This is a genomic window from Rhodococcus sp. SJ-2, assembly GCF_053750035.1.
Window position 1 is genome coordinate 314495 of record NZ_CM132340.1, and the last position, 19546, is coordinate 334040.

Sequence of the window (19546 nt, forward strand, 5' to 3'; positions counted from 1 at the left end):
CGTGGCCAAGAAATTGATTTCGTTCGACGATGCGGCGCCTTCGGGAAGTCGTCTGCCGGCCGCGGTGGATGCAGACCTTAAATCGACTTATGTGCGGCCACCTGGCACCCGTGTCGGGATGCTGCCGTTCTCCGCGCCGAACTCCATCACCCCTGCCGCCGTCACCGACCTGACACAGCGCAGCCTCGTGCAGCTCCCGTTCCCCGCGCTCGAATGGCGTATCGGCTTCCGCAACCGCAGCAACCGATCGGCGACCGTCCCCACCACGCCGTGCACGATCACTGGTGTGTGGACCGGAGCGCCGCAGCGCACCACGGGGAGCATGACCGGGCAACGGTGGAACGGCAATATCGAGGGCACGGTCAGCCAGGTGCATGGGCAGTTCACGGTACCCACTGACGGCTCGTTCGCCTGGTCCGACTGGATCGGTGATGACCCGATCGTCGCGGGCGTCGACAAGGTTGTTTCGTGGGGGCTGACCACACCGAACGAGGGCACCGGCACCGCGTCAGGCAACGCCCTACAGGGCGTGGTCGCCACCGGTTCGGCCCAGGCGAGCCAGGCGGTGCTGACCAGTCCTGTGATCAACCGCAACTCGATCCGGCTCGACGTCATCGTGCAGTACCGGTTCGACGAGTCCGTGCAGCACGGTCTATATGTCGGCGACTCGCGCACCATCTCCTACTCGCAGAGCCGCCTGCCGCTGCCTGCCCTGATCACCGACGTTCCGGTCTCTGCGCTTCCACATGAGTCGTGGCCGATGACCGCCGCAGCAATGTCCGGGGCCGCAGCCTCGAACCTCGGTATCGGCTCGGCGACCCTGGCGGACTGGGCGGTGAACAACCTTCAGATGTGGGATCGCGCCGTCGCGGGCGAGGAGTACGACTTCGCTGTCGTGTCACTGGGCATCAACGGCGTCGCGGGTGGCCTCAATGGGTTCTCCACTCACATGCAGACGATCAACGCGAAGTTGCGGGCAATGGGTATCGGCCGGATCTGGTGGACGACGATTGCCCCGGCAGGGTTCGCCGATCAGTACGCCAAGCTTTCCGAGCCCGCGACCGCTGGGGCCACCACGGTCTCACTCGCAGCGTCACCACCGGCGGGCACGGTCATGATCGGCTCGGGCTACACGACCGAGGACGTCACCGTGTCCTCCGTATCCGGCACCGGCCCGTATACGGCCACGCTCTCGGCGGGCACTACATACGATCACGCGGCCAACGAGGACGCGACGTGGACCAGCGAGCGCTGGCGCCGGGTCATCAACAACGTGTTGCGTCAGCTTCCCGACGGCATCGCGGGGTGTGTGGACTTCGAACGCATTCTCGAGGCGACACCGGGCAGTCCGGTCGGTGATCCTCGTCTGGTTGATTCGGACGGGCTCCACTACACGCGGGCCGCGTCGGTGGAGATGGCGCGTTCGGTCGCTGCAGTGTCGTCGCGCCCGCTGTTCGCCTGACCCCGCCCGTAACGCATCCACATGGTCCGTTACGAAACCATCCACAAACCCAGCCCCAACCCAGGGGAGGTGTCGCCATGTGGCGACTGATCGAGGCCGCAGCACTCGCCGCGGTCGTAGTAGCAACAGGAAGGTGGACCATCATGTCCAACCAGGACAAGATCAACGCCATCGCGGACCAGCTCGACAAGGCCCGCGTCGAAATCGTCGGCGGTATCGCTGACCTGAAGGCTCAGGTCGAGGCGGGCGAGGATCTGGACTTCTCACGCCTCGAGGCGGGGGCTCAGGCCCTCGACGATCTGCACGAGGACGCTGTGCCCGAGCCGGAGACCCCGGAGGTTCCGGTCGAGGACGTCGAACCCGACCAGCCTGCCTGACCTACACATGACTGCGGCCCCACCCTTCTTGATGAGGGTGGGGCCGTTTTTGTCGTTGGGAGTCAGTCTAGACCCCGCTGATGTCCCACTCGAACGCCTGCCGCGTATCCGGATCCCGATACCCCAACCACTCCGCCTCGACCGGCACCATGAACGTCTCGACGCGCTCGTACGACGAGTTCGAGAACGGCTGCTTGAGATCTGTCCGGCCGCTGACACCTCCGGAGCATGAGTATTCGCCGCCGACGTTGGGTACGGTTGCGACTCGATTTCCGGTGACGCTGTAGAACTCGAGCGGCATCAGATAGTGGCTCGGAAGCGGAGCGGAGGAGGTTTCGAACAGGAACTCGGCGACGATCAGTTTGTCGCCGGTGTCGGCGGGGGATCGTTCCTCCCCGTAGGTGTCGCAATCGGTTCGTTCGGTGACGTTGGTGAGGGTGAGGGTGTAGCCGCCGTCGGCGCGCTGTACGGGCTCTCCGATGCTGGCTTGTGCGGCTCCGCGGCCTTCCTGTGCGGGGGTGGTGACAGCGGGTTCGCTGGGGGCGGGTTCCGGGTCGCTTCCGGAGGAGCATGCCGCGAGGAGTAGTGCGGCCGGTACGAGTGCGAATGCTGCACGAAGTCTCATAGCTTGATCATCCATTCTGATTGTTGTCCTGTTACGGGATTCGGGACGGTCCCGGCCTGGTCCCGGTCCAGCCGCTCTAGCGCCTGTAACCATCACACGCATCACACACACCGAACAGCCACTGACCTGCATCGGAACGAAACCCGCAGCACCGCTCCCCCGCTCGCGAAGATCACCCAGATCTTCGAGGGCACGAACCAGATTCAGCGCCTCGTGATTGCCCGGTCGCTGGCCGGTTGACCTGCGCTGCAGCCCCGTCGGACAGGAGTTCACGGAACGAGACAGCCCGCCTCCCTCCAGATTTCGACGCGACCGAGGATTGATGCCGCCAAAGCGGGGTATGTCTGTGGTGGGCGACCGAGGCCCTCACCCCCATCGGGGGCCGAGGTCGCCCCCTCAGGTCCGGAACCGGGCCGAGGCTCACCGAACGAAGGAGAAGACCATGGTTCTCGGATCACTCGGCGCCACCCTGCTCACTCTGCTCGCCGGTCTGGGCATCCTCCTCTGAGGGCTCACCACAACTCCTACCCGCTCGGGCATGAGTATTGCTCACACGAGCACGATTCATCCTCCAGACAGGACTGTCTCGGCACACGGGCCAGCACCGATGACAGCTGACAGCCGCGTCCTTCTCCCCCTGTGAATGACGCACCCCGTGACCGGAGCCGAAAGTCGGCGTCCTGCTGTGGGATTCGCATTCTGCCCTGACACGGACAGCGGCGTGTCGCCTCATCCCGCGAGGTGACACGCCGCTGCGTGCGGGCCACAGGGTCGAGAACACCGGTGAACGGGCGAGCGTGTCAGGCGCTCATGGCCTCCGAGAGCAGGGGCCAGGATTCATGCAGCGCGTCTTGCCAATATCCCCACGTGTGGGTTCCCTCGACACGGGTCGAATAGGTCGCCTCGATCCCGAGCGCATCCAGCTCGGTGCGCAGCCTGTCCGTGCACCTACTCACCGCGGTCTCGATCACCCCGAGCAGCGCTATGTCCGGTATGACTGCGGGTCCGTGTTCATCCCACGCGCGGGCTTCGTGCACACCGGGCAGTCCTCCGCTCGACGACACGAACACCGCAGTTCCCCGCAGCCGCTCGGCATTGCGGATCACATCCCGCTCCATCCAGTACGGACCATCGATCGGCCCCCACATGTTCTCGACGTCACCACCGCCGAGGCCCACCACCATCTCGACGTAGCGGCTGCCCTCGACCGTCGCAGTCTCGGCACAACCGCTGTACGACGCGACGGCCGCGTACAGATTCGGCGCGTGCTCGGCGAGCGCGAGCGCCGATGTCGCCGACATGGACACACCCGCGATCGCATTTCGCCCGCTCGCGCCGAGGGCAGCGTCGACTATCGGCGGCGCTTCTTCGGTGAGGAAGGTCGTCCACTTGTTGCGACCCAGCTCCGGATCGTCTGCAAGCCAATCGGTGTAATAACTGAACGCGCCGCCTACCGGGGTGACGACATTGACATCCTTGTCGCCGAAGAAATCCATGACATCGGTCTGTTTGCGCCAGGTGGCCTCGTCGACACCACCACCGGCACCGTTGAGCAGATACAGCACCGGACGCGCGGCGCTGGTGTCGGCGGGACGGATCACCTGAAGCTCGATCGTGCGCTCCATCGCTGCGGAGTAGACGAACAGTGACCAGTCACGGTCGGAACGCCGGTCCACACGCTCGAGTGTGGCGACACCGTATTCGGCGGTCCCGGTCTCCGTTGCGGGCGGAGTCTCGGCACGGACGGTGCCGGGGGCGGGTCCGCCTGTCATCGCGACGACCGTGACCGCAACAGCCGCTGCGAACGCATACCGTGAGCCAGCCAAAGTCGTTCCCCTCATCCGCAGCAGCCACGGGCAATCGGCCCGCGCGTCTCCCGTGTCTCCGAATTGCGTGCAGCAAGATCCTCATCAGCAGGGTAGTCGACGCGAACGAGTGAGAGACCGTGTGCGGGAGCGACTGCGACAGACGCGGCGCGCTGACGTTCGTCGAGGAGAGCGGTCATCCATTCGACCGACCGGCGCCCCTCTCCCACCGCGAGCGCCGCGCCGACGAGACTGCGAACCATCGACCAGCAGAACGCGTCGGCGCTCACATGCGCGGTGAGAATGTCACCGGAACGGATCCAGTCGTAGCGCTGGAGTTCGCGAACCGTGGTCGCGCCTTCGCGCCGCTTGCAGAATGCTGCGAAGTCGTGAAGCCCCAACAATGACCGGGACGCGCTCTGCATCGCGTCGAGGTCGACGTTCTTCGGCCAGGCAACGGTGTCGCGGGCACGTAGCGGGTCGGCTCCGTACACGGCCGTTGTCACGCGGTACTCGTAATGACGGCGGACCGCGGAGAAACGCGCATCGAAATGCTCCGGGGCAACCGATATCCCCGTGACTCGGACATCGCGTGGGAGGAACCGCGCGAGACGACGGATCCAACGCGACGGGTCGTCGGGCAGCGCCTCGGTGGGCACGTCGACGTGGGCAACCTGACCCCTCGCATGTACACCTGCATCGGTGCGTCCGGCAACGGTGAGGAGCAGAGGGGCCCGCACGATGGCCGACAGCTTCTCTTCGATCTCACCGCACACCGTGCGGCGGCCGGGCTGACGAGCCCAACCCGAGAAATCGGTTCCGTCGTACGAGATGTCGAGCCGAAGGCGCGTGAGGTGCTCGCCGGGAGTGTCCGATGCGACGAGCCCGCCGCCCCTGAACGGGGCGACGGGCTCGTTCGATTCAGCTGGTGCCGAAACCAAGTGGACTAGTCCTTCTTGGCCTCGTCCGCCTCGGTCGCGTCAGCGGCCGTTGCGGTGGTGTCTTCGATCCCCTCGACGACAGCATCAGCGTTCTCGACCTCGGCGTCGGTGGCGTCGGCCGTGGTGGCCTCCACCACGTTCTCCTCGGCAGCCGGTGCAGCCTGCGAAGCCGCCACGCGCCGAGCGCGATCGGCTTCGGACGAGACCGTCTTCTCGCGCACGAGCTCGATGATCGCCATGGGCGCATTGTCGCCCTTGCGCGGCATCGTCTTGATGATGCGCGTGTATCCGCCGTTGCGGTCCTCGAACGAGGGACCGATCTCCGCGAAGAGGGCGTGCACGACGTCCTTGTTGCGGATGACTTTCAGCACCTCACGACGCGAAGCCAGCGTGCCGGTCTTTGCGTGCGTGACGAGCTTCTCGGCGTACGGGCGCAGGGCCTTGGCCTTGGCCTCGGTGGTGGTGATGCGGCCGTGCTCGAAGAGCGCGGTGGCCAGGTTGGCGAAGATCGCCTTCTGGTGCGAGGCCGACCCGCCGAAGCGGGCGCCCTTCTTGGGCTTGGGCATGATTTTCTCCTAGTAACGGACCGTGAGCTGCTACAGCTGCTCGGTCTCGGCGTAGTCCTCGTTGCCGTCGGTGTCGCCGAACCCGGCGTCGGTGTCGCTCCAGGTACCGGTGGCGGCGTCATAGCCGGCAACACTGCTGGGATCGAAGGACGCGGGGCTGTCCTTCAGCGACAGGCCGAGCGAGTGCAGCTTGACCTTGACCTCGTCGATGGACTTCTGGCCGAAGTTGCGGATGTCGAGCAGGTCGGATTCCGTGCGTGCCACCAGCTCACCGACGGTGTGAACGCCTTCGCGCTTGAGGCAGTTGTAGGACCGGACCGTCAGGTCCAGATCCTCGATCGGAAGTCCGAAGGAGGCGATGTGGTCGGCCTCGGCAGGCGAGGGACCGATCTCGATGCCTTCTGCTTCGACGTTCAGCTCACGAGCCAGACCGAAGAGCTCGACAAGGGTCTTGCCCGCGGACGCGAGTGCATCGCGTGCGGCGATCGAGTTCTTGGTCTCCACATCGAGGATCAGCCGATCGAAGTCGGTGCGCTGCTCGACGCGGGTGGCCTCCACCTTGTACGTCACCTTGAGTACCGGCGAGTAGATCGAGTCGACCGGAATACGGCCGATCTCGGCACCGGATGCCTTGTTCTGGACGGCGGGGACGTAGCCGCGACCGCGCTCGACGACGAGCTCGACCTCCAGCTTGCCCTTGTCGTTCAGGGTGGCGATGTGCAGATCGGGATTGTGGATCTCGACACCGGCCGGCGGAACGATGTCCGCTGCGGTGACGACGCCCGGGCCCTGCTTACGGACGTACATGGTGACCGGCTCGTCCTCTTCCGAGCTGACCACGAGGCCCTTGAGATTCAGGATGATGTCGGTGACATCTTCCTTGACACCGGGAACCGTGGTGAACTCGTGGAGCACACCGTCGATGCGAATGCTGGTGACGGCGGCACCGGGGATCGAGGAGAGCAGGGTGCGACGAAGCGAGTTGCCGAGCGTGTAGCCGAAGCCGGGCTCGAGCGGCTCGATGACGAACTTCGACCGATTGTCGGCGAGGACCTCTTCGGTCAGCGTGGGTCGCTGCGAGATGAGCATGAGTTGCCTCCTTGTGGGCGTCCGCTATTTGACGCCCTAGTGGTGGTGTGGTGTCCTCCCGCCCGAGAAGGCAAGGAGGACACCACGGCACGAAGTGGCTTACTTCGAGTAGTACTCGACGATGAGCTGTTCCTGCAGCGGGATCTCGATCTGCGCGCGCTCGGGCAGCTGGTGGACCAGCACCCGCAGACGCGGACCGACGACCTGCAGCCACGCAGCGACCGGGCGCTCGCCCTGGGTCTCACGCGCGATCTGGAACGGCAGCGTGCTCAGCGACTTCTCACGAACATCGATGATGTCGTACTGGGAGACGCGGTAGCTCGGGATGTCGACCTTCTTGCCGTTGACCAGGAAGTGTCCGTGGGACACCAGCTGGCGGGCCTGGCGGCGGGTGCGCGCGAGGCCGGCACGGTAGACGACGTTGTCCAGGCGCGACTCGAGGATGGTCAGCAGAACCTCACCGGTCTTACCCGGGCGGCTGGCTGCTTCCTCGTAGTAACGACGGAACTGCTTCTCCATGATGCCGTACGAGAAGCGTGCCTTCTGCTTCTCCTGCAGCTGGAGCAGGTACTCGCTCTCCTTGATCCGCGCGCGGCCGTGCTGGCCGGGCGGGTAGGGGCGACGCTCGAAGGCCTGGTCGCCTCCGACCAGGTCGACGCGGAGACGACGCGACTTACGGGTAACGGGACCGGTATAACGTGCCATGACTTAGAACCTTTTCCTTTCCCGTTGTTAGACGCGACGACGCTTGGGAGGGCGGCAGCCGTTGTGCGGCTGGGGCGTGACGTCGGAGATGGTGCCGACCTCGAGGCCTGCGGCCTGGAGGGAGCGGATCGCGGTCTCGCGGCCCGAACCCGGACCCTTGACGAAGACGTCGACCTTCTTGACGCCGTGCTCCTGCGCCTTGCGGGCAGCGTTCTCGGCGGCGAGCTGCGCGGCGAACGGAGTCGACTTGCGCGAGCCCTTGAAGCCGACGTGGCCCGAGGACGCCCAGGAGATCACGTTGCCCTGAGGATCCGTGATCGAGACGATGGTGTTGTTGAAGGTGCTCTTGATGTGAGCAGCGCCGTGCGGGACGTTCTTCTTGTCCCTGCGCCGTGCCTTCTGGGTCTTCTTCGGACCGGTGGTGCGTGACTTGGGAGGCATTACTTCTTCTTTCCTGCGACGGTGCGCTTCGGGCCCTTGCGGGTACGAGCGTTGGTCTTGGTGCGCTGTCCACGCACGGGCAGACCACGACGGTGTCGCAGGCCCTGGTAGCAGCCGATCTCGATCTTGCGACGGATATCCGCCTGGACCTCGCGACGAAGGTCACCCTCGACCTTGTAGCTCTCCTCGATGTACTCGCGGAGCTTCGAGAGATCCTCGTCGGACAGATCCTTGCTGCGCAGGTCCGGGCTGACGCCGGTTGCCTCGAGGATCTCCTTGGAGCGGGTACGGCCGATGCCGTAGATGTAGGTCAGTGCGATCTCCATCCGCTTTTCGCGGGGAAGATCAACACCTGCGAGACGTGCCATGTGGCATTCCTATTCGGTGTGCGGAGGTCTGCTCCCAGCCCGTCCCCTGCGTAAGAAACTGTGTAGTGACAAACGCAGTGGGGCCCCGGCCTCCGAACCGGGGGTATATCGCACAGCTCCGCGACGAATCGTGGATCGTAACCGTGCGACTGGTACTGGAAGGTCTTCTTGCTTGTTGCCAAGCAGATCTTCGCGAGGAAGGTAGATCTAGCCCTGACGCTGCTTGTGACGCAGGTTCTCGCAGATCACCATGACCCGACCGTTACGACGGATCACCTTGCACTTCTCGCAGATCTTCTTGACGCTAGGCTGAACCTTCACGTGCGTCCGATCTCCTGTATGTGCGCCTCCGAATTCGGCGTAGGCCGTTCCGGAGACATGTTTTTCCCCGACCGTCCGGCCGGGGAAGCCTGTTACTTGTAGCGGTAGACGATGCGTCCACGCGTGAGGTCGTAGGGCGAAAGCTCCACGACGACCCGGTCCTCGGGAAGGATACGAATGTAGTGCTGCCGCATCTTGCCGCTGATGTGGGCCAGCACCTTGTGGCCGTTCTCCAGCTCGATGCGGAACATCGCATTGGGAAGCGGTTCGATAACCCGACCCTCGACCTCGATTGCGCCGTCCTTCTTAGCCATATCCTCCGCGATCCGTTGTTCGACGTGTGGTTGCATCGGTATCCGATACCGTGACGCTCGGCATCCCCGGATCTCCGTTGCGAAGACCACGTCGACGCAGACCGACCGGAGCGCAGCGCGCACCACCGATCGATATTACGGGAACTTTCTCACCTGGCCAAATGGCAATGATGTAAGGAGGCACACGTGCGTGCGCTGATTCAACGGGTCACCACTGCATCCGTCGCGGTCGACGGAGCGGAGGTCGCGCGGATCACGCCCCCGGACGGTGGTCACGGTCTGCTCGTCCTCGTCGGCGTCACCCACGACGACGACGCAGCGAAGGCCGCGACACTCGCACGCAAGGTCTGGTCGATGCGGATTCTCGAAGACGAGAAGTCGGCCTCGGACCTGAATGCTCCGCTGCTGGTCGTAAGCCAGTTCACCCTTATGGCAGATACACGGAAGAGTCGGCGTCCGTCGTGGTCGGCGGCAGCGCCCAGGCCCGTGGCCGAACCTTTGATCGACGAGTTCATCTCGGCGCTGCGCACCCTCGGTGCACATGTCGAATCGGGAGTGTTCGGTGCCCACATGGAAGTGACTCTCGTCAACGACGGCCCGGTCACCCTGCTCGTCGAGGTGTGACTACTCCGCGCGAAGAGTCAGGATACGAGGACCGTCCTCGGTGACAGCCACGGTGTGCTCCCAGTGCGCCGCACGGCTGCCGTCGGTGGTCACCACGGTCCACTCGTCCTCGAGGACGACGGTCTCGTGGGTGCCGAGGGTGAGCATCGGCTCGATCGCGAGCACCGAACCCACCACGAGCTGCGGACCCTTGCCGGGCTTGCCCTCGTTCGGGAGGAATGGGTCCATGTGCATCTCGCGGCCGATGGCGTGTCCACCGTAGCCGTCCACGATGCCGTACGGACGACCGTGCAGACGCTCTGCGGCGTGTGTGCCCTCTTCGATCGCGTGGGATACGTCGGTGAGGCGGTTACCCGCGATCATCGCGGCGATGCCCGCTTCCATCGACAGGCGCGTCGCGTCGCTGAGGTCGGAGTCGGCAGCGGACAGCTCCCCCACCCCGAAGCTCCAGGCCGAATCGCCGTGCCATCCGTCGAGGATCGCTCCGCAGTCGATCGACACCAGGTCGCCCTCGGCAAGGATCTCGTCTTCCGAGGGGATGCCGTGCACCACGCGATCGTTGACCGACGAACAGATCGAGCCGGTGAACCCGTGGTACCCCAGGAACGACGGAACGGCACCCGCATCACGGATCACCGCTTCCGCCACCCGGTCGAGCTCCAGGGTGCTCACGCCCGGCTTCGCCGCATCTCGCACCGCGACGAGCGCGGCGCCCACGATGGCACCAGCGGCCGCCATCGCGTCGAGCTCGCCGGAAGTGCGGAACGGAACCACTTTGCGCTTGCGCCCGAAACCCATACCGAAAATTCCTGTGTCTACTTGCCGAGCGCCGCGAGTGCGCGCGCGTTGATCTCGTCGACCTCGCCGACGGCGTCGACCGTGATGAGGACATCTGCATAGTGGTCGAGCAACGGCGCGGTCTCTTCCCGGTAGACCCGGAGACGGTTGCGGATGACGTCTTCGGTGTCATCGGCACGACCGCGAGCGAGCATGCGCTCGACGACGACATCCTCGTCGATGACGAACGACAGCACACCGTCGAGAGAGGTGGACAGGTTCTTCAGGATGTTGCCGAGTTCCTCGGCCTGCTCGACGCTACGAGGGAACCCGTCGAGAAGGAATCCGTTGGCGGCGTCGGGCTCTGCAAGCCGTTCGCGCACCATGTTGTTGGTGATCTCTGCGGGGACGAGATCTCCGGCATCGATGTACTTCTTGGCCTCCAAGCCGAGCGCGGTGCCCTGCCCGATATTGGCGCGGAAGAGATCGCCGGTCGAAATGGCGGGAACGCCGAGCTTCTCGGACAGGATTGCGGCCTGTGTGCCTTTGCCGGCACCGGGAGGACCGAGGAGTACAAGTCTCACTTGAGGAACCCTTCGTAGTTGCGCTGCATCAATTGACTTTCGATCTGCTTGACAGTGTCCAGCGCGACACTGACGAGAATGAGCACCGCTGCGCCGCCGAAGATACTGCTGGCGGTCTGGCCGCCCGACAAGAAGAAGTTCGGAAGTACTGCGATGAGACCGAGGTAGATCGAGCCGGGAACCGTGATGCGGTTGAGCACGTAGCTGAGGTACTCGGCAGTGGGCCTGCCCGGCCGGATACCGGGGACGAAGCCGCCGTACTTCTTCATCTCGTCGGCGCGTTCTTCCGGATTGAACGTGATGGCGACGTAGAAGAACACGAAGAACACGATCAATCCGAAGTACAACGCGATGTAGACCGGGTTGTTCGGGTTGACGAGATATTCGTTGATGATGCGCTGCCACCAGCTCGGCTCGGGGTTGGTGGTCGCGCCGGTGAGCTGAGCGATCAGGTTGGGCAGATACAGCAACGACGACGCGAAGATTACCGGGATGATGCCGGCCTGGTTGACCTTCAGCGGCAGGTAAGTCGACGAACCACCGTACATACGGCGGCCCACCATCCGCTTGGCGTACTGCACCGGGATACGACGCTGTCCCTGCTCGACGAAGACGACGCCGGTGATGAGGAGCAGCGCAACAACCAGCACGATCGCGAAGACGAGGCCACCTCGGGATTCGAGGATCGTCCGGCCTTCGCTCGGCAGCGCGGACGCAATACCGGCGAAGATCAGGATCGACATGCCGTTGCCGACACCGCGTTCGGTGATCAGTTCGCCGAACCACATCACCACCGCAGCACCCGCAGTCATGACGAGGACGATCACGACCATGCCGAAGACGCTGTCGTCGGCCAGGATCGGTTCGGCACAGCCCTGCAGCAGCTGCCCTCGGGCGGCGAGCGCCACGATTCCGGTCGCCTGCAGGACGGCAAGCGCCACAGCCAGATATCGCGTGTACTGCGTCATCTTGGCCTGACCCGCTTGCCCCTCCTTGCGGAGTTCTTCGAATCTGGGGATCACGACGGTGAGCAGCTGCACGATGATGCTCGCGGTGATGAAAGGCATGATGCCGATAGCGAACACCGACAGCTGAAGGAGGGCACCACCCGAGAACAGATTGATCAGGGAGTAGATGCCGGCCTGTTCACTACCGGCGAGCTGGTCGACACACGCCTGGACGTTTCCGTAGTCGACGCCCGGGGACGGCACCGAGGCGCCGAGACGGTACAGAGCCACCAGCCCGAGGGCGATGAGGATCTTCCGCCTCAGGTCCGGTGTCCTGAGGGCCGAGACGAAGGCGGAAAGCAAGAATCCTCCTGGCAGGCCGATCGGGAGCGACAGGCCGGATAGGCCCGTCGGACAGTAGACAACTCTAGAACTCTAACAGTGCGCACCCCGACAGCCACCGGTCAGGATCATCGGCGGGACGACGCGGAGGACGCAACGCGCTGCAAGTACGTCACAAGCGTACGGCAGCACAGAGATACGCGAACGGCCGCGGCGCAGTCATCGACTGCACCGCGGCCGTTCGTCAGCCGTGATTCATACAGAATCGAACCGGTCAGGCCAGTTCGGTTGCAGTACCACCGGCAGCGGCGATCTTCTCCTTGGCGGAGCCGGAGAACTTGTTCGCGGATACCTGAACGGCAACCGCGATCTCGCCCTCGCCGAGGACCTTCACGAGCTGGTTCTTGCGAACCAGGCCCTTGGCCACGAGCTCGTCGACGCCGATCTGGCCACCCTCCGGGAAGACCCGGGCGATGTCGCTGACGTTGACAACCTGGTACTCGGTGCGGAATGCGTTCTTGAAGCCCTTGAGCTTCGGCAGACGCATGTGCAGGGGCATCTGGCCACCCTCGAAGGCTGCCGAGACGTTCTTACGCGCCTTGGTGCCCTTCGTACCGCGACCAGCGGTCTTGCCCTTCGAACCCTCACCGCGTCCGACGCGGGTCTTGTCCGTCTTCGCGCCCGGAGCGGGGCGCAGGTGATGCAGCTTGATGGTCATTCTCAGACCTCCTCAACGGTCACGAGGTGACGCACCACGTTGATCAAGCCACGGTTCTGCGCGTTGTCCTCGCGGACCACCGACTGGCGGATCTTCCGCAGGCCGAGGGTGCGCAGGCTGTCACGCTGATTCTGCTTGGTACCGATGGTGCTCTTGATCTGGGTGATCTTCAGCTCTGCCATTACTTCACGCTCCCAGCAGCCAGTGCACGGGCGCGAAGCATGCCTGCGGGAGCGACGTCCTCGAGGGGAAGCCCACGGCGAGCCGCAACTTCCTCCGGACGCTGCAGGCCCTTGAGAGCTGCAACCGTCGCGTGCACCACGTTGATGGCATTGTCGGAGCCGAGCGACTTCGACAGGATGTCGGAGATGCCCGCGCACTCCAGCACAGCGCGCACCGCGCCACCGGCGATCACACCGGTACCGGGGGAAGCCGGACGCAGCAGGACGACGCCTGCAGCAGCCTCACCCTGAACCGGGTGGGTGATGGTTCCGCCGATGAGCGGAACGCGGAAGAAGTTCTTGCGAGCTTCCTCGACACCCTTGGTGATGGCCGCGGGAACTTCCTTGGCCTTGCCGTAACCGACGCCGACCACACCGTTGCCGTCTCCGACGATCACCAGCGCGGTGAAGCTGAAGCGACGGCCGCCCTTGACGACCTTCGACACACGGTTGATCGAGACGACACGCTCGATGTGGTTCGACCGCTCGGCAGCGTTGCCGCCGCGCGAGTCGCGATCGCGGCGGTCGCGACCACCACGGTTGTCCCCGGTGTTGGGGCCATTCTGTCCGGCGGGGCCGTTTCCGCCGTCACGCCGCTGACGTCCCGGCATCAGACGTTCCTTCCGTTCGAAAAGATGATCATCAGAACTTCAGCCCGCTCTCGCGTGCTGCGTCCGCGAGGGCCGCGATGCGGCCGCTGTAGGTGTGTCCACCGCGGTCGAAGACCACGGATTCCACGCCGGCAGCCTTCGCGCGCTCGGCGATCAGCTGTCCGACCTTGGCGCCACGCGCCTTCTTGTCGCCCTCGAGCGCACGCACGTCGGCCTCGATGGTCGACGCAGCGGCGACGGTCGTGCCGGTGAGGTCGTTGATGACCTGCACGTGCATGTGGCGCGACGAGCGGTTGACGACGAGACGCGGACGCTCTGCCGTTCCGGCGATCTTCTTGCGGAGGCGGAAATGACGACGCGTCTTCGACAGCCGACGCGTCGTGGACGCATCCTTGCCGCGCGGGATCCGCTTGGCCTTCTGGTTCTCGGTCTGGCTCATGATCACTTACCCGTCTTTCCGACCTTGCGACGGACCTGCTCACCCTCGTAGCGGATGCCCTTGCCCTTGTACGGGTCGGACTTACGCAAACGGCGAATGTTGGCCGCGATCTGGCCGACCTGCTGCTTGTCGATACCCGCAATCGAGAACTTCGTGGGCGCCTCGACGGCAAAGGTGATGCCTTCGGGGGCCTCGATGAGTACCGGGTGGCTGTAGCCGAGCGAGAACTCGAGGTCCTTGCCCTTGAGCGCAACGCGGTAGCCGACGCCGAAGATCTCCATCTTGATGGTGTAACCCTCGGTCACACCGACGATGAGGTTCTGCACCAGGGTCCGCGACAGACCGTGCAGCGCACGGCTGCGACGCTCGTCGTTGGGGCGGTTGATGTTCAGTGCCCCGTCGTCGCCCTTGGCGATGGAGATGGGCTCAGCGATCGTCAGCGACAGGTTGCCCTTGGGGCCCTTCACTGCGACATTCTGGCCAGCGATGTTCACCTCGACACCCGAGGGAACTGCAACGGGGAGTTTTCCGATTCGCGACATTGTGGTGGCCTCCCTTACCAGACGTAGGCGAGGACTTCCCCGCCTACTCCCTGCTTGGCCGCCTGGCGATCGGTGAGCAGACCGGACGACGTGGAGATGATCGCCACGCCGAGTCCGCCCAGGACCTTGGGCAGGTTGGTGGACTTCGCGTACACACGAAGGCCGGGCTTCGACACGCGACGCACGCCGGCGAGGCTGCGCTCACGGGAAGGCCCGTACTTGAGGTCGACGACGAGGGTCTTGCCCACCTCGGCGTCCTCGGTGCGGTAGTCGGAGATGTAGCCCTCGCGCTTGAGGATCTCGGCGATGTTCACCTTGATCTTCGAGGACGGGAGCTTGACCTCGTCGTGGAACGCCGTGTTGGCGTTACGCAGACGCGTCAAGAAGTCTGCGATGGGGTCGGTCATGGTCATGGTCTGACCTGTACACCTTTCTCGGAGCGGTTCCCATGCAACACCGGAGGAATCCGGTCGTGGGCCTGCAGCGAATTTGGTTTCAATGCGAGCCGGCCCGAAATGAGCCGGCCCCTGACAGCGTGACGGTGGGCGGAGGCACGAGGTCTCCGCCCACCCGCTCACGTCACCAGGAGCTCTTGTGAACTCCCGGAAGCTCGCCTGCGTGTGCCATCTCACGGAGGCAGACGCGGCAGAGACCGAACTTGCGGAACACCGCGTGCGGGCGACCGCAACGCTGGCAGCGCGTGTAGGCGCGAACCGCGAACTTCGGCTTCTTGTTGGCCTTGTTGACCAGTGCCTTCTTAGCCATGGGCTCAGTTCTCCTTGAACGGGAAGCCGAGGTGCTTGAGCAGGGCACGGCCTTCTTCGTTGTTGGTAGCGGTGGTCACGACGGTGATGTCCATGCCGCGCGGGCGGTCGATCTTGTCCACGTCGATCTCGTGGAACATCGACTGCTCGTTCAGGCCGAACGTGTAGTTGCCGTTGCCATCGAACTGGTTGCCGTTCAGGCCACGGAAGTCGCGGATACGGGGAAGCGCGATGGACACGAGACGGTCCAGGAACTCCCACATGCGATCGCCGCGGAGCGTGACGCGCGCGCCGATGGGCATACCCTCGCGAAGCTTGAACTGCGCGATGGACTTACGGGCCTTGCGGATCTCCGGCTTCTGACCGGTGATCAACGCGAGGTCGTTGACCGCACCGTTGATGAGCTTCGCGTCGCGGGCCGCGTCGCCGACACCCATGTTGACGACGACCTTGACGACGCCGGGGATCTGCATGACGTTCGCGTAGGCGAACTCCGCGTTCAGCGCGTCACGGATCTCCGCGCGGTAGCGGGTCTTCAGACGCGGCTGGATCTTGTTCTCGGTGGTGGTCATGTCAGATGTCCTTCCCGTTCTTCCGGGAAATCCGAACGCGCTTGCCGGTTTCCTCGTCGGTCCGGTAGCCGATGCGAGTGGCATTTCCGTCCGAGTCGACGACCGCAACGTTGGAAACGTGGATCGGGGCCTCCTGCGTCACGATGCCGCCCGAAGAGGCGCCACGCTCGTTGGCCGAGACCGCGGTGTGCTTCTTGATCCGGTTCACGCCCTCGACGAGGACACGGTTCTCGCGCGGGAAGGCCGCGATGACCTTGCCCTTCGCGCCCTTGTCCTTACCCGAGATGACGAGCACGGTGTCGCCCTTGTGCACCTTCATCACAGCACCTCCGGAGCGAGCGAGACGATCTTCATGAACCGCTTGTCGCGAAGCTCGCGACCGACGGGTCCGAAGATGCGGGTGCCGCGCGGATCGTTGTCACCCTTGATGATGACTGCGGCGTTCTCATCGAACTTGATGTACGAGCCGTCCGGCCGACGGCGCTCCTTGGCGGTGCGCACGATCACGGCCTTGACGACGTCGCCACGCTTGACGTTGCCGCCGGGGATGGCGTCCTTGACGGTGGCGACAATGATGTCGCCGATACCGGCGTAGCGACGGGACGAACCACCGAGAACGCGGATGCAGAGAATCTCCTTGGCACCCGTGTTGTCGGCGACGCGCAGTCGCGACTCCTGCTGGATCACTTACGTCTCCTTGACCTGGATTGGTGTGTACGTCAGATTTCCGACCTGGACGTACGCGGTCGTCGGCTACTCACGGCGCACGCGCGCAAGACACACGGGTCCCGCGAAGCAACCCGTCCAGGGTAGGCCATATACCGTACCCAGGGCAAATTAGCGAACTGTGCGCTCGCTCCCATCCCGGGCCCCGGATGGAAGGCACGAAACTCGGCGCCAGCGCCTGTACTCCGAAGACGACCTCGGCCCGGCGTCCGAAATGGACACCGGGCCGAGGACTTTCGTCACACGAAGTGTGAGAAGACTACTTGGCCTTCTCGAGCACCTCGACCAGACGCCAGCGCTTCGACGCGGACAGCGGACGGGTCTCCATCAGCTGCACGCGGTCGCCGATGCCGGCGAGACCGTTCTCGTCGTGTGCCTTCACCTTGGTCGTACGGCGGATGATCTTGCCGTACAGCGGGTGCTTCACGCGATCCTCGAGCTCGACCACGATGGTCTTTTCCATCTTGTCCGAGACGACGTAGCCGATGCGGACCTTGCGGCTCGCGCGCTCTTCGTTCTGGGTCACTGCCTTTTCCTCACTCATGCCACGTCACCCGCATCCGGGCCGGTGGCCAGACCGAGCTCACGCTCGCGCAGAACCGTGTAGATACGAGCGATCTCGTTACGCACGGTGCGCAGTCGTCGGTTGTTGTCCAGCTGACCGGTAGCCATCTGGAAGCGGAGGTTGAACAGCTCTTCCTTGGACTCGCGAAGCTTCGAGGTCAACTCTTCCTCGGTGAGCTCGCGGAGTTCTGCGGCGGGGGTTTCGGTAGCCATCAGAACTGCTCCTCCCTCGTCACGATCCGGCACTTGCACGGGAGCTTGTGCATCGCGCGGCGCAGGGCCTCACGAGCGGTCTCCTCGTTCGGGTAGCTCATCTCGAACAGCACGCGACCGGGCTTGACGTTCGCGACCCACCACTCGGGCGAACCCTTGCCGGAACCCATGCGGGTTTCGGCAGGCTTCTTGGTGAGCGGGCGATCCGGGAAGATGTTGATCCAGATCTTGCCGCCACGCTTGATGTGCCGGGTCATGGCGATACGAGCGGCTTCGATCTGCCGGTTCGTGATGTAGGCCGGCTCGAGAGCCTGGATGCCGTACTCGCCGAAGGCGACCTGGGTGCCGCCCTTGGCGTTACCCGAACGGCTCGGATGGTGCTGCTTGCGGTGTTTGACCCGCCGGGGGATCAACATTGCGTCAGCCCTCCTTGTTCTCTGCCGAAGCCGGGGCGTCGGCTGCCCGACCCGCTTCGGTGCTCGTCGCGGTGGTGCCCGAGGCGCCGGAACGACGCGGGCGGCTCGGACGCTCACGACGCGGGCGGTCGGCGGGAGCAGCTGCGGCAGCAGCGAGCTCGCGACGGCCACCGACGATGTCGCCCTTGTAGATCCAGACCTTCACGCCGATGCGGCCGAAGGTGGTCTTCGCCTCGTAGAGGCCGTAGTCGATGTCCGCGCGCAGCGTGTGCAGCGGGACGCGACCTTCACGGTAGAACTCCGAACGCGACATCTCTGCGCCACCGAGGCGGCCCGAGCACTGCACGCGGATGCCCTTGACGTTGGGCTGACGCATTGCCGACTGAATGGCCTTGCGCATCGCCCGGCGGAACGCCACGCGGTTCGAGAGCTGCTCTGCGACGCCCTGCGCCACCAGCTGAGCCTCGGACTCGGCGTTCTTGACCTCGAGGATGTTGAGCTGCACCTGCTTGCCGGTCAGCTTCTCGAGCTCGGCGCGGATGCGATCGGCCTCGGCGCCGCGGCGGCCGATGACGATGCCCGGACGCGCGGTGTGGATGTCCACACGCACACGGTCGCGGGTGCGCTCGATCTCGACCTTCGCGATGCCTGCACGCTCGAGGCCGGAGGCCAGGAACTTACGGATCGCGACGTCTTCCTTCACGTAGTCCGCGTACTGCTTGTCTGCGTACCAACGCGACTTCCAGTCGGTGGTGATGCCCAGACGGAAGCCGTGCGGGTTGATCTTCTGGCCCACTACTGAGCTCCCTTCCGGCGGTTGCGAGACGAGTTCGAGCCGACGCTCTCCACGATCACGGTGATGTGGCTCGACCGCTTGCGGATACGGAACGCGCGACCCTGTGCACGCGGCTGGAACCGCTTGAGGGTTGCGCCCTCGTCCACGTACGCCGTCGCGATGACGAGCGTGCTGGGGTCGAGGTTCAGGTTGTTCTGTGCGTTCGCAGCTGCCGAGGCGATCACCTTGGCGACCGGCTCTGCAGCGGCCTGCGGCGCGAACTTCAGAATTGCGAGGGCTTCCTCGACAGACTTTCCGCGAACGATGTCGACGACGCGGCGCGCCTTCATCGGGGTCACACGCACGTGGCGCGCAACAGCCCGAGCGCTCGGGTTTGTGGTTTCAGTACTCATCGACGCTTGCTCTTCCGGTCGTCCTTGATGTGGCCCTTGAACGTACGGGTCGGTGCGAATTCACCGAGCTTGTGGCCGACCATCGAATCCGAGACGAACACCGGAACGTGCTTGCGTCCGTCATGGACTGCAAACGTGTGACCGATGAAATCGGGCAGGATCGTAGAACGGCGCGACCAGGTCTTGATGACCTGCTTGGTGCCCTTTTCGTTCTGGGCGTCCACCTTAGCCAGGAGGTGGTCGTCGACGAACGGGCCTTTCTTGAGGCTGCGTGGCATTCTCTA

General features: G+C 64.5%; 32 protein-coding genes and 1 pseudogene. 4 read left to right on the plus strand and 29 right to left on the minus strand.

The features are described from left to right. Position 1: 1 nt before the first annotated feature. Together ACSYG9_RS01625 and ACSYG9_RS01630 are read left to right on the plus strand one after the other, a co-directional pair. Complete coding sequence (locus ACSYG9_RS01625; RefSeq protein ID WP_454840922.1) at positions 2-1462, plus strand: hypothetical protein; 1461 nt, start codon at positions 2-4, stop codon at positions 1460-1462. Between the two features lie 77 nt (positions 1463-1539). Continuing rightward, positions 1540-1839, plus strand: coding sequence for a hypothetical protein (locus ACSYG9_RS01630; protein ID WP_454840923.1), 300 nt, complete (start codon positions 1540-1542; stop codon positions 1837-1839). A 67-nt stretch (positions 1840-1906) separates the two neighbouring features. Here ACSYG9_RS01630 and ACSYG9_RS01635 read toward each other — a convergent pair whose 3' ends face one another. Beyond that, positions 1907-2464 carry a hypothetical protein gene (locus ACSYG9_RS01635; protein WP_454840924.1) on the minus strand — a complete coding sequence of 186 codons (558 nt, stop codon included), beginning with the start codon at positions 2462-2464 and terminating at the stop codon, positions 1907-1909. A 165-nt stretch (positions 2465-2629) separates the two neighbouring features. Here ACSYG9_RS01635 and ACSYG9_RS01640 point away from each other — a divergent pair. Then, positions 2630-2704 (plus strand): annotated as a pseudogene (locus ACSYG9_RS01640) (acyl-CoA dehydrogenase family protein); the annotation flags it as partial. A gap of 560 nt (positions 2705-3264) precedes the next feature. Here the strand turns inward: ACSYG9_RS01640 and ACSYG9_RS01645 are convergent. The 9 genes from ACSYG9_RS01645 to infA form a co-directional block, all read right to left on the minus strand. Further along, positions 3265-4236, minus strand: a complete 972-nt coding sequence (locus ACSYG9_RS01645) for an alpha/beta hydrolase (protein WP_454840926.1) — start codon at positions 4234-4236, stop codon at positions 3265-3267. 65 nt (positions 4237-4301) lie between these two features. Beyond that, positions 4302-5210, minus strand: a complete 909-nt coding sequence (gene truA / locus ACSYG9_RS01650) for a tRNA pseudouridine(38-40) synthase TruA (RefSeq protein ID WP_440125506.1) — start codon at positions 5208-5210, stop codon at positions 4302-4304. A 5-nt stretch (positions 5211-5215) separates the two neighbouring features. Beyond that, positions 5216-5776, minus strand: coding sequence for a 50S ribosomal protein L17 (gene rplQ, locus ACSYG9_RS01655; protein ID WP_440125507.1), 561 nt, complete (start codon positions 5774-5776; stop codon positions 5216-5218). Positions 5777-5806: 30 nt separating this feature from the next. After that, a complete protein-coding gene (locus ACSYG9_RS01660) occupies positions 5807-6865 on the minus strand; it encodes a DNA-directed RNA polymerase subunit alpha (RefSeq protein WP_054715400.1) in 1059 nt (352 codons plus the stop codon). Positions 6866-6964: 99 nt separating this feature from the next. Next, on the minus strand, positions 6965-7570 hold the full coding sequence (gene rpsD, locus ACSYG9_RS01665; RefSeq protein ID WP_054715397.1) for a 30S ribosomal protein S4: 606 nt from the start codon (positions 7568-7570) through the stop codon (positions 6965-6967). Positions 7571-7597: 27 nt separating this feature from the next. Beyond that, a complete protein-coding gene (gene rpsK, locus ACSYG9_RS01670; RefSeq protein WP_169685554.1) occupies positions 7598-8011 on the minus strand; it encodes a 30S ribosomal protein S11 in 414 nt (137 codons plus the stop codon). Further along, positions 8011-8379, minus strand: coding sequence for a 30S ribosomal protein S13 (gene rpsM, locus ACSYG9_RS01675; protein WP_169685552.1), 369 nt, complete (start codon positions 8377-8379; stop codon positions 8011-8013). Before rpsM ends, rpsK begins: the two co-directional genes overlap by 1 nt. 207 nt (positions 8380-8586) lie before the next feature. After that, entirely contained in the window at positions 8587-8700 is a 114-nt protein-coding gene (rpmJ, locus tag ACSYG9_RS01680) for a 50S ribosomal protein L36 (RefSeq protein WP_003938068.1), read from the minus strand. A gap of 92 nt (positions 8701-8792) precedes the next feature. Then, complete coding sequence (gene infA, locus ACSYG9_RS01685) at positions 8793-9014, minus strand: translation initiation factor IF-1 (protein ID WP_006554587.1); 222 nt, start codon at positions 9012-9014, stop codon at positions 8793-8795. Positions 9015-9200: 186 nt separating this feature from the next. On the opposite strand from infA, the gene dtd reads away from it, so the two are divergent. After that, a complete protein-coding gene (gene dtd / locus ACSYG9_RS01690) occupies positions 9201-9638 on the plus strand; it encodes a D-aminoacyl-tRNA deacylase (RefSeq protein WP_440125509.1) in 438 nt (145 codons plus the stop codon). Here the strand turns inward: dtd and map are convergent, their stop codons facing one another. The 19 genes from map to rpsS form a co-directional block, all read right to left on the minus strand. Next, the gene (gene map / locus ACSYG9_RS01695; RefSeq protein ID WP_440125510.1) at positions 9639-10436 is read right to left on the minus strand and encodes a type I methionyl aminopeptidase; all 798 of its coding nucleotides are present in this window, start codon (positions 10434-10436) and stop codon (positions 9639-9641) included. A gap of 17 nt (positions 10437-10453) precedes the next feature. Further along, on the minus strand, positions 10454-10999 hold the full coding sequence (locus ACSYG9_RS01700; RefSeq protein WP_440125511.1) for an adenylate kinase: 546 nt from the start codon (positions 10997-10999) through the stop codon (positions 10454-10456). Then, positions 10996-12309, minus strand: coding sequence for a preprotein translocase subunit SecY (secY, locus tag ACSYG9_RS01705; protein ID WP_440125512.1), 1314 nt, complete (start codon positions 12307-12309; stop codon positions 10996-10998). Before secY ends, ACSYG9_RS01700 begins: the two co-directional genes overlap by 4 nt. 253 nt (positions 12310-12562) lie before the next feature. Beyond that, a complete protein-coding gene (rplO, locus tag ACSYG9_RS01710) occupies positions 12563-13006 on the minus strand; it encodes a 50S ribosomal protein L15 (protein ID WP_169685542.1) in 444 nt (147 codons plus the stop codon). 2 nt (positions 13007-13008) lie between these two features. Further along, positions 13009-13188 carry a 50S ribosomal protein L30 gene (gene rpmD / locus ACSYG9_RS01715; RefSeq protein WP_054805962.1) on the minus strand — a complete coding sequence of 60 codons (180 nt, stop codon included), beginning with the start codon at positions 13186-13188 and terminating at the stop codon, positions 13009-13011. After that, positions 13188-13838 carry a 30S ribosomal protein S5 gene (rpsE, locus tag ACSYG9_RS01720; protein ID WP_169685540.1) on the minus strand — a complete coding sequence of 217 codons (651 nt, stop codon included), beginning with the start codon at positions 13836-13838 and terminating at the stop codon, positions 13188-13190. Before rpsE ends, rpmD begins: the two co-directional genes overlap by 1 nt. A 31-nt stretch (positions 13839-13869) precedes the next feature. Then, on the minus strand, positions 13870-14277 hold the full coding sequence (rplR, locus tag ACSYG9_RS01725) for a 50S ribosomal protein L18 (protein ID WP_054716703.1): 408 nt from the start codon (positions 14275-14277) through the stop codon (positions 13870-13872). 2 nt (positions 14278-14279) lie between these two features. Next, a complete protein-coding gene (gene rplF / locus ACSYG9_RS01730; RefSeq protein ID WP_454840928.1) occupies positions 14280-14819 on the minus strand; it encodes a 50S ribosomal protein L6 in 540 nt (179 codons plus the stop codon). A gap of 14 nt (positions 14820-14833) precedes the next feature. Next, positions 14834-15232 carry a 30S ribosomal protein S8 gene (rpsH, locus tag ACSYG9_RS01735; RefSeq protein ID WP_054716682.1) on the minus strand — a complete coding sequence of 133 codons (399 nt, stop codon included), beginning with the start codon at positions 15230-15232 and terminating at the stop codon, positions 14834-14836. A 166-nt stretch (positions 15233-15398) separates the two neighbouring features. Next, positions 15399-15584, minus strand: a complete 186-nt coding sequence (locus ACSYG9_RS01740; protein WP_169685536.1) for a type Z 30S ribosomal protein S14 — start codon at positions 15582-15584, stop codon at positions 15399-15401. A gap of 4 nt (positions 15585-15588) precedes the next feature. Further along, positions 15589-16155 (minus strand): 50S ribosomal protein L5, encoded by a 567-nt coding sequence (gene rplE, locus ACSYG9_RS01745; RefSeq protein WP_054716688.1) that lies wholly within the window; start codon positions 16153-16155, stop codon positions 15589-15591. A 1-nt stretch (position 16156) separates the two neighbouring features. Next, on the minus strand, positions 16157-16474 hold the full coding sequence (gene rplX / locus ACSYG9_RS01750) for a 50S ribosomal protein L24 (RefSeq protein WP_440125516.1): 318 nt from the start codon (positions 16472-16474) through the stop codon (positions 16157-16159). Then, positions 16474-16842, minus strand: a complete 369-nt coding sequence (gene rplN, locus ACSYG9_RS01755; RefSeq protein WP_003938082.1) for a 50S ribosomal protein L14 — start codon at positions 16840-16842, stop codon at positions 16474-16476. The genes rplX and rplN overlap by 1 nt, the downstream gene beginning before the upstream one ends. A gap of 298 nt (positions 16843-17140) precedes the next feature. Then, entirely contained in the window at positions 17141-17425 is a 285-nt protein-coding gene (gene rpsQ, locus ACSYG9_RS01760) for a 30S ribosomal protein S17 (RefSeq protein WP_054805954.1), read from the minus strand. Continuing rightward, the gene (gene rpmC / locus ACSYG9_RS01765) at positions 17422-17658 is read right to left on the minus strand and encodes a 50S ribosomal protein L29 (RefSeq protein ID WP_054716697.1); all 237 of its coding nucleotides are present in this window, start codon (positions 17656-17658) and stop codon (positions 17422-17424) included. The genes rpsQ and rpmC overlap by 4 nt, the downstream gene beginning before the upstream one ends. Then, complete coding sequence (gene rplP, locus ACSYG9_RS01770; RefSeq protein ID WP_169685532.1) at positions 17658-18074, minus strand: 50S ribosomal protein L16; 417 nt, start codon at positions 18072-18074, stop codon at positions 17658-17660. The genes rpmC and rplP overlap by 1 nt, the downstream gene beginning before the upstream one ends. A 4-nt stretch (positions 18075-18078) precedes the next feature. Continuing rightward, positions 18079-18870 (minus strand): 30S ribosomal protein S3, encoded by a 792-nt coding sequence (gene rpsC / locus ACSYG9_RS01775; RefSeq protein WP_132471069.1) that lies wholly within the window; start codon positions 18868-18870, stop codon positions 18079-18081. After that, complete coding sequence (gene rplV / locus ACSYG9_RS01780) at positions 18870-19262, minus strand: 50S ribosomal protein L22 (protein WP_169685529.1); 393 nt, start codon at positions 19260-19262, stop codon at positions 18870-18872. Before rplV ends, rpsC begins: the two co-directional genes overlap by 1 nt. Further along, the gene (rpsS, locus tag ACSYG9_RS01785) at positions 19259-19540 is read right to left on the minus strand and encodes a 30S ribosomal protein S19 (RefSeq protein WP_169685527.1); all 282 of its coding nucleotides are present in this window, start codon (positions 19538-19540) and stop codon (positions 19259-19261) included. Before rpsS ends, rplV begins: the two co-directional genes overlap by 4 nt. Positions 19541-19546: the final 6 nt, after the last annotated feature.